A 12,247-nucleotide genomic window follows, 5' to 3' on the forward strand; every position below is an offset into this window, starting at 1 on the left:
ACTGCTAGGAGGCCGGGTTTCCCGGTCTGTCGTCCGGTAGCGTACCGACGGCTCGGCAGCGGCTCCGGTATCATCCCATACCAAGCGCCGAGACTATTCGTCTCGGGCGAGCTCGCACGTCCGCACAGGGTTCCACGACGCAGCATCTCCCCGACAACCACCTGCTCCGCGCCCTTCCGGCAGACGTCCGGTCGGCGGTCGAAGCTGGGCTCGAGCGCGTTTGGCTGGCCAGCCGAACGATGATCTATCAGCCGGGCGATCGGATCGACACGGTCTATTTCCCCATCGACGCGGTGATCTCGGTCGTCACCGTCATGGGTGACGGTGCCCAGATCGAGGCGCTGACCATCGGCCGCGAGGGGCTGACGGGTGCGCAAGCGCTGCTCGGCGACCAAGCGGTGGCGACGCTCTCGACCTGGTGCCAGGTGGCCGGCGAGAGCTACCGGCTCCCGTTCGAGGCCTTCGCCACGCTGTGCGGACGGCACCCCGAGCTGCGCGACCTCGCGCAGCGCTTCATCGCCGCCCAGATCGACGTCATGGCGCAGTCGATCGCCTGCAACCGGCTGCACTACGTCAACGAGCGCTGCGCACGCTGGCTCCTGATGACCCACGACCGGGTCGGGCGGGACGAGTTCCACCTCACCCATGAGTCGCTGGCGACGATGCTGGGCGTCCGCCGGGCCGGCGTGAGCATCGCCGCCGCCGCGCTGCAGACCGCCGGCCATATCCGCTACTCGCGCGGCCGGTTCGCGATCATCGATCGCACCGGTCTGGCGCAGGCGGCGTGCGAGTGCTACGGCGCCATCAACGACGCCTACGAACGACGGCGTCTTCCCGCGAACTGACCGCGTCCACACCGTCCACAGGCCGATGTGCAAAGTAAACAGACGTTAATCTTGGCGAGCACGCGGGAAGCCGCGCGGCGCGCCGAAGGAAGCGTCGTCGTCCATGCACCGCTCCGCCTCGCTCGAGCCCGTCGAACTGCCACGTACGGCCTTGGTGGAACGCGTGCGCGCGGCGCATCCGGAGCTGATCGCGTTGGCGGCCCCGGCCGGGTTCGGCAAGACGACCCTGGCGCGGCAGCTGCTGGCGGACGAGCCGCATGGCGTCCTGGCCGCGCCCACGCGCCCCGGTGACCTCGCCTTCGCCGCCGCCCTGCTCGGGGCACTGGCCCAGGCCCAGCCCGAGCGCGGCGCCGACCTCGCCCGCGCCGCGGCCGCCCTGGGCGACGAGCTGGTCGCGCCCGCCGACCGGCTCGCCCTCGCCCTGGCGGCCTGGCGCGTTCCGACCGCACCGGGCTGGTTCGCCCTCGACGAGCTCGACGGCGTCTCGCCGGAGCTTCTGACCCGCCTGTTGGCCGACCGGCCCGCGAACCGCACGCTGATCCTGTGCAGCCGCGTGCCGCTGCGCCTGCACCTCTCACGTTTCGCCGCGCCGCATCGCATCGTCAGCTTGCGCGCGCCCGACCTCGCCTTCGCGCCCGACGAGATCGCGCACGCGCTCGCGGGCGACGGCGCCGACCCGGCACTCGCCGAGCGCATCGGCGCCGTCAGTGCCGGCTGGCCGATCGCGGTGCTGCTGCTGGCGCGCTTCGCGCGCGAAGGACGTGCCGGCCCGTTGCTCGAGCGGCTCGACGATCTCGCCTACGACGAGCTACACGAGTACCTCGCGGATCAGGTGCTCGTCGACGCGCCGCCGGGTGCGATCGACGGGCTGCTGGTCGCCGGCGCGCTCCCCGACGCGCGCGACGAGGACATCGCCGCCGCGCTCGACGATCGCGAAGCGCTCGCCGAGTTCGCCGCCTTCGCGCGCAGCTCGCCGTTCGTCGCACGCGGCGCGAACGGCACGATCGCCGTCCACCCGCTGGCCGCCGCGACGCTGCGCGCCGCGTACGCGCCGCGGCTGGAGGCGCTGTTGACCCGGCTGGCCGCGGCCGTGCGCGACCGTCAGCCGCTGCGCGCCGCCGACGCGTTTCTCGCCGCCGGCGACCGGCCCGCGGCGGCGTCCGCGCTGGCGGCGGTCGACGACGTCGAGGACGGCGCGCCGCCGCTGGCTTACGCGCGCGTGCTCTCGGCGCTCGGCTCGAGCGTCGTGCAGCGCACGCCGCGCCTGTGGGCGGTCACCGCGTTGCTGCGCGCGTTCGCCAGCGACGGGCCGGGACTCTTGCGCGAGGCAGACGGTGTGTGCGCGCGCGCGAGTCGTGCCGGCTCGCGTTCCGGCACGGTCTCGCTGCACGTGCTGCGCGCGCTGCTGGTCGGCTGGCTCGGCGACTCGGAGGCTGGGCTGGCGCAGCTCGAGGAGCTGCGCGCGACGACCGGCGCGGCCGCGCCGGCACTCGCGGCGTGGCTGACGGCGCTGCACGCGACCGTGGCCGCGCGACTCGGGCGACTCGCCGACGCCGAGGCCGGCTTCGCCGCGACGCGCGAGATCGTGCAGGCGAACGACGTCGTCGCCGGCACGGTGGCGTTAGCGGAAGGCGCCGAGGTCGCTCGCATGCGCGGCGAGCGCGCGCGCGAACGCGAACGCCTGGCGCGCGCCCACGAACGCCTGCGCGCCAGCGGCCTGGGCAACGTCGTCGCGCTTGCGGACGCCGAAGCGGCGTTCGGCGCGTGGCTGGCGAGCGAGGACGCGCTCGCGACCGAGCACGCACGCGCGCTCGACGCGGCCGTCGAGCGCGAGGGAGCGCGCGCGTTCGCGTTCTTCGCGGCGGTCGCGTGCGGCCGCGACGAGGAGCCCGGACCGTCCGACGATCCGCGCTGGGTCGCGCGCGGCTGGCTCGTCGCGGCGGCGCGAGCGGCGACGCCGGCGCACGCGCTCGAGCGCGCCGAGCGCGCCCACGCGAGCGCGCGGCTCGACGCCGCGCCGTTTCCGCAGCTGTTGGCGGCGCTCGCACTGGCCGTGCTCGCGCCCGCGCGCCGCACCGACGCGCTCGCGGAGGCGGCCGCCGCCGCGCAACGCATCGACGCCCCGGCGGTGCGTGAAGCGGTCGCGGCTCTAGCGCGCGGCGTGCACGGCGGCGCGCTCGCTCCGTTCGTCGCTCGCTACGCCGGCGCGCAACCGGTGACGGCGAGCCTCTCCGCCGGCCTGGCGGTGGATCTGGTCAGCGGCCGCGTGCTGCGCGACGGCACCCCGCTCACGCTCCCCGAACGCGAGCACGCGCTGCTGACCGCGCTCGCCGTGCGCCGCGACCCGATTCCGCGCGGGCGGCTGACCGACGCGCTGTGGCCCGATCTCGACGAAAGCGCGGCGCGCAACGCCTTCCACGTCTGCCTGCACCGGCTCAAGACGCGGCTCGGCGAGGAGCGCGTCGTCGTGCGCACCGACGAGGGCTATCGCTTGGGCGACGGCGTCGCCGTCGATCTGTGGGAGATCGATCGCGCGGTCACCGCGCTACGTCCGGGTGAGCCGCTCGACGCGACGCGCGCGACCGCGCTGCAGGCGCTGTACGAACGCCTGCGCGCCTCGCGGCCCGCCCGCCTCGAAGAGTGGGAGTGGTTCGAACCGACCGAACGCCGCCTGCGCGAGCTGCGCTGCGAGATCGCGCAGGCGCTGGCCCAGCACGCGCTGCGCGCGGGCGACGTGCAAGAGGCACTGCGGCTCTGTCACGACATGATCGCCTACGATCCGTGCGACGAGCCGGCACGCGAGCTGGCCATTCGTGCCTACCTGGCCGGCGGCGACCGCGCCGCGGCGCTGCGCCACTTTCGTCAATATCGCGAGGTGTTGATGGCCGAGCTGCAGTGCGAGCCCTCGCAGTCGCTCGCGCGCCTGGTCGGCGCGACGAGCTAGTCGACTTCGCGCGCGTTCAGGTCGACCAGCGCGCCGTTGACGCCGCTGCCGTGGTCGCTGACCAGGAACGCCAGCGCGTCGGCGACCTCTTGCGGCGTCGCCGCGGCGGCGAACGCCTCGGCGTCGAGGTAGCCGCGCGCGGCTTGCGTGGCCACGCCCCCGAGCACCAGCGCGTTGGCGACGATCCCGTCGGCTTTGTGCTCGCGCGCGATCGCTTGCATCAGCACGTTGACGGCCGCCTTCGCGGCGCCGAACAGGCCGCGGCCGGGCGCCGGCGCCTTCGAGGAGCCGGCGGTGACCACGACGATGCGCCCGCGTGAGCGCGTCTCGGGCTTGTACGGTTGCCGCAGCATCGCGCGCAGCGCCGGCAGCGCGATGTTGTACGCGGTCTCGACGAAGCCGTCCAGGTTGGCGCGCAGGTCCTCGCGCGTGGACGCGATCAGCGGCACGACCCGCGCGGAACCGGCCAGGCTCACCAGCCCGTCGATCCGGCCGAAGCGCTCGACACAGGCGTCGATCACCGCCTGCGCTTGGTCGGGCTCGTGCAGATCGGCCGCGAACGGCACGACCGCGCCGGCCTCGTCGTCGTCGAGCACCTCGTCGATCGTCGCTTGCGCGCGCTCGCGCGAGCGCGAGAGCACCAGCACCCGCGCGCCCTCGCGCGCCAACGTCGCCAGCGTCGCGCTCCCGACCCGGCCGGTCGCGCCCGCCAAGACCACCGCATCGCCTTGCAACAGCATCAACGAGCCTTCCGCCGCGCCGCGGCCCTCGCCTCCGGCGGCGCACGGAAGCAACCGGCGACGTGGTCGTTCACGACGCCCACGGCTTGCAGAAAGGCGTAGCAGATCGTCGACCCGACGAAGCCGAAGCCGCGCTTGCGCAGATCGGCGCTGAGCCGATCCGAGAGCTCGTCGTGCGCGGGGACGTCGGCGCCGGTGCGCGGGCGGTGCACGATCGGCACGCCGCCGGTATAGGCCCACAGATAGGTCGCGAACGAGCCGTGCTCGCGCTGCACGGCGAGGAACGCCTTCGCGTTGCGCACCGACCACTCGATCTTTCCCGCGTGCCGGACGATGCCCGGATCCGCCAGCAGCCGCGCCGTGCTGCGCGCGTCGAAGCGCGCGACCGCGGCCGGATCGAAGTCGCGGTAGGCGCGGCGGTATGCCTCCCGTTTGCGCAGGATCGTCGACCACGACAGCCCGGCCTGCGCGCCTTCGAGCACCAAGAACTCGAACAGCACGCGATCGTCGTGCACCGGCACGCCCCATTCGTCGTCGTGATAGGCGATCATCTGCGGATCGCTGCCCGCCCACGCGCAGCGGTGCACTTGCGTCATCGATCGACCTCCGCGCGTTTGCTTAAGGCCACGTGATTAACCCAACGATAAGTCGAGCGCGCTACGCTGCGCGACGTGCTTGCCTACATTCGGCCGCGCGTCTTGGTGACGAGCGCGGCGCTCTTCTTCGCACTCGCAGCCAATGCGAGCAACGTTTTTGCGCAGACGGCTCCCACGCCTGCGAAGTACAACCGCGCTCAGCTCGAATACGACTTCTGAGTCGGTCGCGGCGGCGCTTCACGGCGCCGCCGCGGCATGCCCGAAGCCCCAGAACAGGCCGACGGTCGCGCCGCGACGCGCGTAGACGGGGACTCCGGTGAAGCGGTCGTGCTGGTCGCCGAGCTCGCCCGAGATCACGTAGCCGAAGCGCGGCGTGATCCAGTGGCGAAAACTCAGGTCCGCCACGAACGTTCGCTCTTGTGTCGTCGCGGCGACGAACGGATCGTTGACCTCGAACGCGGGCTCGACGCCGTCCTGCACGGAGAGCGTCCACGTCGAGCGGCCTTCGTCGCCGAGCTCGACCGTGCCGAGCAGCGAGGACGCGGACACCTGACCCTGCGTCCACAGCGGCAGATAGCGCAGCGTCGCGTTGCCGTGCGGAAAGTAGAGCGTCGGCCCGACGTTGAGGTAGCGCTGCACCAGGCCGGCGTACGAGACCAGCTCACCGCCGCCGACCGCGAACACGAAATTCGGCAGCACCGTCGGGTCCGCTTCGGCGTAGGCGCCGCGGCGCGGAAAGATCGTTCCGCTCGACGCCTGCAGCTGCGCGTAGACGAACAAGCCATTCGAGAACGTGTGGTAGTCGTCGAGGCTGTACCACGTTCCCGAGGTGGGGAATCCGCTGTCGTGATCGGCCCGCACGACGGTCGCGAAGCCCGGCTTGTCGTTCGGGCCGGCAATCGTGCGGCCCGCGACGGTGAGGAACTGCCACGGTCCGAACACGCTGCCCGGCGAGAAGCCGATTGAGGACGCATCGACCTCGAGCACGGTCGACGGCTCGTCGGAGGCCGGCGGCGCCGACGAGCCCGGCGCGGGGCTGCCGGACGCGCTGGGCGCGGGTGCCACGATCGGCACCGCTCCCGGGGGTTCGTCGGCACGCGCGGGTATGCCCGGCACGGCGGCCGCCAGCGCGGCGGTGAAAAGAAACAAGCGTGGATTCATCGGACGAACGACTGCTCCGGGATGACGGCGTCGAACGTGTGCGGATCGCGGTCGACGACGAGGTATGAGTAGATCCCGTCGCTGCCGACGGTGCGCGTGCCGGCGACGACGACGTGCGGACGCAGCCGCGGAATCGCGAACGCGACGTCGCGCAGCCCCTCGTCGTCGTTCAGATGGACCAGAAAGTCGGGCCCGCGACGCTCGAAGCGCATGCCGACGCGCACCATGCGCGCCAAGAACGCCGACGCGTCGCCCATCGTGACGACCCGAATCCGACCGGCCCGCTGATCGCGCTCGAGGCGATCGAACACGGCGCTCATCGGCGGGACGTACTGCCGCGCTTCCATGTCGTAGCTGTGGCTGTAGACCAAGTAATCGGCGCGATCGCGCTCGGCCTCGTCCGCCACGCCCTCGAGCCAGCGGCGCACCTGGGCGGGTGAGACGTGCCCGCGCCGCATCTCCGCGATCGAGGCAAAGCGGCCCAGCGGTTCGATCGGAAACGCCCACACGGTCGAGCTCACCGACGAGCCGTGGAAGAACGGGAGCTCGGCCGGCATCCCGGTGTCGCCGGTGCCGTAGTAGGCACGAATCCCGAGGCCGGCGAGGATGTCCGTCATCATCGGCTGCGGGTGCGCGCCGTCGGGCGCGGCGTAGTCGACGATCGGGTGGTGCAGTACCGAGCGCAGACAGTCGTCGTTGCGCACGACGAGCTCCCGAATCTGTCCCGGCGAGAGGATGTGATGCTCGATGCCGTATGCGAAGCCGTTGTGGAGCCAGCCGCCGTGCGAGCCGACCGAGCCGTAGCGGGCGATCTCGAGGAGATATTTCTTGCCCGCGCCGCAGGCGTCGAAGCCCATGCCGTCACCGGGTTTGTCGAGGTCGGGGCCGGCGGTGACGTCCCAGTTGAAACGCAAGTCGGGCCGCACGAGATGCGAGCGCACCAGGTTGGGGATGCCCGTCCATTCGTTGTTGGAGTCGATGTGCCAGTTCATGACCAAGCCCCCGATGCCGTCCTGGGCGGCCACGACGTGCGGCACGGCACCCTGGTCGAGCGCGATCGCGTCGAGCAGCGCGCGCTGCAGAAAGCCGTCGCCCTGCGCACGCAGGTACCCGACCGGCGGATCGACGTAGACGGCGCTCCCGCGGCCGACGCGGCGCTCGGTGAGCACCGCGCCCAGCGACGAGGTCGCATCGACGCGGATGCGGGCATCGGTGCGAGTCGCCGAGAGCGGGTAGCGCACCGCGCCGTAGTGATAGGTTGCGAGCCGGCGCTCGCGGTCGAGCTTGCCGAACGGGACGTGCCAGCGGCGGGCAGCACGGTCCGAGGTGAAGCGAATGGCGCCGCGGCCGAAGGCGCGCCCGCGCAAACGCTGGTAGCGCAAGTAGCTCACCCCCAGCACCGGGGCGAACAGCGCAGCGGTGCGATAGCTGCCGTTGGCGCGCCGGGTACCGGCATCGTCGACGACGACCAGCGTCCCGCCGCCGCGTACGTATCGCTCGAGCGTCGGTTCGAGCGCCTCGGGGATGGTGCGAGCGAGCCGATCGGGCAAGATGATGACCGGATACGTTCCGATCCACTGCGGGCGTTCGAGCAGCACGGCGTCGTCGGCCGACATCCAGCGGTGCGGCAGGCCCGCCTCGACCAGTGCGCGCTCCCAAGCCGCCCGGACGGCGGCGTCCGCGTCCGCGTCGTCGGTGATCAGCAGCACGCCGATGGCGTCCGGATGCTCGAGCGAGCGCAGCGTGACGGTGCGCTCGCCGACGAAGAAGAGAAAGATGATCGCCAGGATCCCGAGCGCGAGATGGCGATTGAGCGCGCGCTTAAGCACCGGTCGTGCGTCCACCGCGCTCGGCGAACACCCAACCCCAGACCGTCACCTCGGGACCCAGCACGATGCGGCGCGCCGCGTACACGCTCTTGCGGGCGCCCTCGAGCGCAACCCGCGCCTCGTGGGAAAGGACGATCGACGCTTCGCTGAAGACGTGACCCGTCACCTGAGCGCCGGCCCCGAGATGCACGTTTCCACGCACGGTCACGCTGCCGTCGACGACGGCGCCCGCCCCGACCACCAGGCGGCCGTGACACTTGACGCTCCCGTGCACGCGCGCTCCCGGGCGGATGTGCAGATCGCCGCGTGCCACGATGTCCGCGGCGTGAACGGATTCGGCGTCGACGATCTCCGCGCCCGGCAGATGCGGCGCGGCGGGGATGGCACCGCCGTTCGCCGCCGTGCGCACCGGTGTCCCGAACACGCGCGTGAAGCGCACGTCGCCTTCCAACGTCACCGGCCCACCGGCGCTCCCCGAGAGGCCCAGGCCCGAGCCGCGCCGCACCGTCAGCGAACGCTCGGCATCGATCCAGCGGCGAACGCGCAGCCCCGGGCCGAGCGTCGCGTCGCCTTCGACGAGAATCGTGCGCGCTCGCAAGCGCTCGCCGCCGGAGGCGTTCCCCACCACGTAATGATCCCGCATCACGACGTCCTTGGGATAGTCGGCGCTGCCGCGGACGACCAGGACACGCGTGTCCGTGGTCCGGGCCTGATAGGGCAGCTCGTCGACCACGTGCACGTCGTCGTCCACGCGCGAGAGGACGTGCCCCGCCGGCGTACCGGCCGGCGCGTCGGCGAGCCGTCCGATCTTCTCGCGAAACGAGCGCGCGAAGAAGCGCGGCTCGCGAACGTACTCCGGCGTGAGGGGGAGCGCCGCGGCATCGCGCTTTCGCACCAGCTCCACGCCCGCCATGAAGAGCGGGGCGAAGAACACCGCGGCGAAGGCGATGATGGTCACCGTAAGGGAGATCATGCTCGTCCCGGCGCTTCCGGCCGCCGAGCGCGGCCGGTTTTGTCCCAGCGCACCGAACGGCTCTTGAGCACGTCGCCGATGGTATCGAACACGCCCGCGCTGACCGCGGCCGAGTTGAACAAGAAGAGCGTGAACAGCAGCGGCAGGAGATAAATGCGCTCGACGCCGCCGTCCAGCAGCTCGGCGGCGCCGATCTCGTACACCGGAGCGAAGTTCCCGACCGCATTGTAGCCGACGATGAAAAAGCCGATCAGGATCGAGGCGATGACCGGCATCGCCCCCATGTAGAACAGCACGACGTTCGCCGCGAGGCCGCCAAGCAGCAGCGGCGGAATCGCGTACACCAGCAGCAGCAGCACGCCGTCGAGACGCTGGATGAACGAGAGATGCTCGGACCGCACGATGGCGCTCAAGTTCCTGAGCATCGCCCGGTTGTGGCCGCGCGACCACCGGCGCAGCTGCCGGAAGCGCACCGACCACTGGTGCGGCACCTCTTCGTAGCACTCGGCGCGGTTGGCATAGACGACCTTCCAGCCTTGCGCGTACAAGCGCACCGTGAGGTCGGTGTCCTCGGCCAGGGTCTCTTCGTGAAAGCCGCCGATGCGCTCGACGAGCTCACGCCGGAACCCGCCCACGGTTCCGCCGTACTGCGGCAGCAGGTCCAGGTTGAAGCGTGCCTGCTGATCGACCTGGTAGCCGCCGGAGCGTTCCAGCGAGAGCAGGCGCGTGAGCAGGTTGCGGCCGGTGTTGCGCGGGACGACGCGACCCATCACCGCGCCGACTTCGGGATCCGTGAACGCCGCACCGAGCTCGCGCAGCAATCCCGGACCCGGCGTATAGTCGGCGTCGAACACCAGCACGATCGGGTGCTTGGCGATGCGCAGCACGACGTTGAGGCTGTTCTGCTTTCCGCGCGCGCCGCGCAGAACGTAGAGCGGCCGCACGATCGGGTGGCGGTCCGCGTACTCGGCCAAGATCGAGGTGGTCGCGTCCCGCGATTGATCGTCGATGGGGATGATCTCGAGGCGGTCCGGCGGATAGTCCGCGTTCAACAGTGCTTCGAGCGCATCGCGCGCGACCGTCGCTTCGTTGTGCATGGGGACGACGACGGTGATCGCGGGCAACTCGTCGTCGTACAGATCCTGGAACGAGGGGCGCTGCGTCATCGAGAGCCGGCTGATGCTGAACCAGAAGTGACGGACCGCGTACACGCACATGACCGCGATGACGATCACGACGTACGTTTGAAGCACGTGGGCGAAGAGCGACGTGTTCACAACCACACCCAGCCTTGCATCTTCCCTTGCATCCGGCGAGCCAGCGGGACGAGAAACAGCGTGAGGATCCCGATCAGGGGGATCACGTCGAAGAGCGGTCCGAACTGGAGGTAGAGATCCGACATCAGGATCGGCCCGCTATGCGAGAGCAGCGCGACGAAGGTTCCGTAGCGCACCATCGAGAGGACGATCTCGAACGCCAGCGAGCAGACGACGATCTCGACGATGGCCAGGGGGCCGAACGGGAAGAGCGCCGCGAACAGCGCGACTAAGGGCGGGACGATGACCCACGTCGCGATCGCCGTGTGCAGCATCAGCTGCGAGAAGTCGTCCGAGTCGTAGCCCAAATGCCCCGTGAAGTAGAGGTACGTCGCTTCGCCGCCCACGACGAGCGCGTTGAGGATCAGGAAGTAACGCAACGGAGGATAGACCGGACGAGCGATCGCGCACACGACGACGACGAGCGCGCACGCGACGATCCACAGGAGCAGATCGACCCAGCTGTGCGAGGGCATCGAGAAGTGCAGCGTCTGCAAGTCGTAGTGCAGAAACCGGTCGGGCTGCAGTGTCACCGGTACGCCGAAGGCCGTCAGCGCGCGCGCCAACTGCGATGTCGACGCGTTTGCGATGACACCGGCGAAGGCCAGCACCACGGCCGAGCCGAGGGCCGCGCAAATCAGCGCGGTGACGGTCGACCCGCGAGGGCGGACCAGGGTTCGGTAGGAGCGGTGCGGCAGGATCGGGCGATCCGGTGCGCGCGGCGCGTCGGCAATCATGGCAACTTCTTTGCAACAAGCAAACAGGAGCTGGTTCAAACGCCGGTCAGGCTACCAGACTTCCTGCTGCTTCTTACCGAACAAACTGTGCCTTGAAACACAATTTTTATACGATTCGCACCATCGCATACCGTGTCGAGAAGCGCCGCTCACTCGCTCTACGGCACACAGAAGCTCATTACGGCCAGATCGTCGAGCCGATTCGTCGTGGCGAACGCGTCAGGGCCAGGTGTAGTAGCGGGCGCAGCGCGTGTCGCCGCTCACGCACAGCGGGGCGGTGACGATCTTGGTGGCGCCGTCGCCGCCGGTGAGGACGATTGCGTAGGCGTGGTGCGCGTTGCCGATGCGCGCCACGTCGATCTCGCCCAGGCCGCTCTCGGGACTGCCCGCGTCGCGGTACACGAACGTCAGCGGCGGCCGCGCACCGAGCGTCGCCAACGTGGTCAGCGTGATCGCGCGCTCCGCTTCTGATTGGGAGCCGACGCCGCCCACGTACGCGCGCCAGGCCTCGTCGGCGACGCGCAGCCGCGCGGGGTCGGGCGTGGGGGGCGTCGCGAAGTCGCGCTCGAGCACCGGCACCTCGGCGACACCGTTCCAGAACCAGGCCCGCGTCAGTGCTTCGCAGCCGGCGCGCGGGACGCTCGCGTCGGAGGCCAGCAGATCGTTGAGCAGCGCGTACGCGGCCATGAACCGCATCCCGCCGATCGCCGCGTGCACGTCGTGCTCGTCGGCGCGATCGAGCGAGGAGACCGTTCCGTCGTCGGCGATCGCGGCGACGAGCCAGACCGGCGCGTTCGGCGCTCCGCCCGCCAGCAGCACGTGCTCGCCCGCGAAGTCGGGCGCCGCGTGCGCGGTGCGGAACGAGCGCACGACGACGCGCAGCGTCTGCGGATCGTCGACGAGCCCGCGGTGCGCGGGCAGCGCCGTGCGCACGATGCTCAGCACCTCGGCGTCGCTGCGCCCCGGCGGCCGCCGCGCGACCGCGACCTGATACGACCGCGATGCTTGGTCGCGGCCGCTCATCAGGCTGCAGAAGCGCGCGTAGGCCGGCGGCGGCGGCGATGCCGCGCGAGCCGGCGAGACAGCGGTCAGGAGCACGAGCCCGA

General features: G+C 71.0%; 10 protein-coding genes. 2 read left to right on the forward strand and 8 right to left on the reverse strand.

Going from position 1 to position 12,247, the window contains the following annotated elements; all coding sequences use genetic code 11:
- The first annotated feature begins 224 nt into the window (after nt 1-224).
- Nucleotides 225-845, forward strand: a complete 621-nt coding sequence (locus VMD91_08660; GenBank protein ID HTW84122.1) for a Crp/Fnr family transcriptional regulator — start codon at nt 225-227, stop codon at nt 843-845.
- 103 nt (nt 846-948) lie between these two features.
- Nucleotides 949-3,789 carry a BTAD domain-containing putative transcriptional regulator gene (locus VMD91_08665; GenBank protein HTW84123.1) on the forward strand — a complete coding sequence of 947 codons (2,841 nt, stop codon included), beginning with the start codon at nt 949-951 and terminating at the stop codon, nt 3,787-3,789.
- On the opposite strand, the gene VMD91_08670 is transcribed toward VMD91_08665, so the two are convergent.
- The 8 genes from VMD91_08670 to VMD91_08705 form a co-directional block, all read right to left on the reverse strand.
- On the reverse strand, nt 3,786-4,529 hold the full coding sequence (locus VMD91_08670; GenBank protein HTW84124.1) for an SDR family NAD(P)-dependent oxidoreductase: 744 nt from the start codon (nt 4,527-4,529) through the stop codon (nt 3,786-3,788). The two genes, VMD91_08665 and VMD91_08670, sit on opposite strands and share 4 nt — an antisense overlap.
- Nucleotides 4,529-5,125 carry a DNA-3-methyladenine glycosylase I gene (locus tag VMD91_08675; protein ID HTW84125.1) on the reverse strand — a complete coding sequence of 199 codons (597 nt, stop codon included), beginning with the start codon at nt 5,123-5,125 and terminating at the stop codon, nt 4,529-4,531. The genes VMD91_08670 and VMD91_08675 overlap by 1 nt, the downstream gene beginning before the upstream one ends.
- Nucleotides 5,126-5,362: 237 nt before the next feature.
- Nucleotides 5,363-6,286 carry a YaiO family outer membrane beta-barrel protein gene (locus VMD91_08680; GenBank protein ID HTW84126.1) on the reverse strand — a complete coding sequence of 308 codons (924 nt, stop codon included), beginning with the start codon at nt 6,284-6,286 and terminating at the stop codon, nt 5,363-5,365.
- Nucleotides 6,283-8,115, reverse strand: a complete 1,833-nt coding sequence (locus VMD91_08685; protein HTW84127.1) for a hypothetical protein — start codon at nt 8,113-8,115, stop codon at nt 6,283-6,285. Before VMD91_08685 ends, VMD91_08680 begins: the two co-directional genes overlap by 4 nt.
- Nucleotides 8,108-9,088: a polymer-forming cytoskeletal protein gene (locus VMD91_08690; protein HTW84128.1), complete on the reverse strand. Its 981-nt coding sequence runs from the start codon at nt 9,086-9,088 to the stop codon at nt 8,108-8,110. Before VMD91_08690 ends, VMD91_08685 begins: the two co-directional genes overlap by 8 nt.
- Nucleotides 9,085-10,365 (reverse strand): glycosyltransferase family 2 protein, encoded by a 1,281-nt coding sequence (locus tag VMD91_08695; protein ID HTW84129.1) that lies wholly within the window; start codon nt 10,363-10,365, stop codon nt 9,085-9,087. The genes VMD91_08690 and VMD91_08695 overlap by 4 nt, the downstream gene beginning before the upstream one ends.
- A complete protein-coding gene (locus VMD91_08700; GenBank protein ID HTW84130.1) occupies nt 10,362-11,141 on the reverse strand; it encodes a hypothetical protein in 780 nt (259 codons plus the stop codon). The genes VMD91_08695 and VMD91_08700 overlap by 4 nt, the downstream gene beginning before the upstream one ends.
- Nucleotides 11,142-11,360: 219 nt before the next feature.
- The gene (locus tag VMD91_08705; GenBank protein HTW84131.1) at nt 11,361-12,239 is read right to left on the reverse strand and encodes a hypothetical protein; all 879 of its coding nucleotides are present in this window, start codon (nt 12,237-12,239) and stop codon (nt 11,361-11,363) included.
- Nucleotides 12,240-12,247 lie beyond the last annotated feature (8 nt).

It is taken from the genome of Candidatus Sulfotelmatobacter sp., from assembly GCA_035504415.1.
In the GTDB taxonomy this organism is placed as follows: domain Bacteria; phylum Vulcanimicrobiota; class Vulcanimicrobiia; order Vulcanimicrobiales; family Vulcanimicrobiaceae; genus Vulcanimicrobium.

Bases quoted from the DNA above. Each gene is read 5' to 3' on its own strand.
- VMD91_08665 (HTW84123.1), top strand. From the start codon at position 949: ATGCACCGCTCCGCCTCGCTCGAGCCCGTCGAACTGCCACGTACGGCC.
- VMD91_08675 (HTW84125.1), bottom strand. From the start codon at position 5,125: ATGACGCAAGTGCACCGCTGCGCGTGGGCGGGCAGCGATCCGCAGATG.
- VMD91_08670 (HTW84124.1), bottom strand. From the start codon at position 4,529: ATGCTGTTGCAAGGCGATGCGGTGGTCTTGGCGGGCGCGACCGGCCGG.
- VMD91_08700 (HTW84130.1), bottom strand. From the start codon at position 11,141: ATGATTGCCGACGCGCCGCGCGCACCGGATCGCCCGATCCTGCCGCAC.
- VMD91_08680 (HTW84126.1), bottom strand. From the start codon at position 6,286: ATGAATCCACGCTTGTTTCTTTTCACCGCCGCGCTGGCGGCCGCCGTG.
- VMD91_08690 (HTW84128.1), bottom strand. From the start codon at position 9,088: ATGATCTCCCTTACGGTGACCATCATCGCCTTCGCCGCGGTGTTCTTC.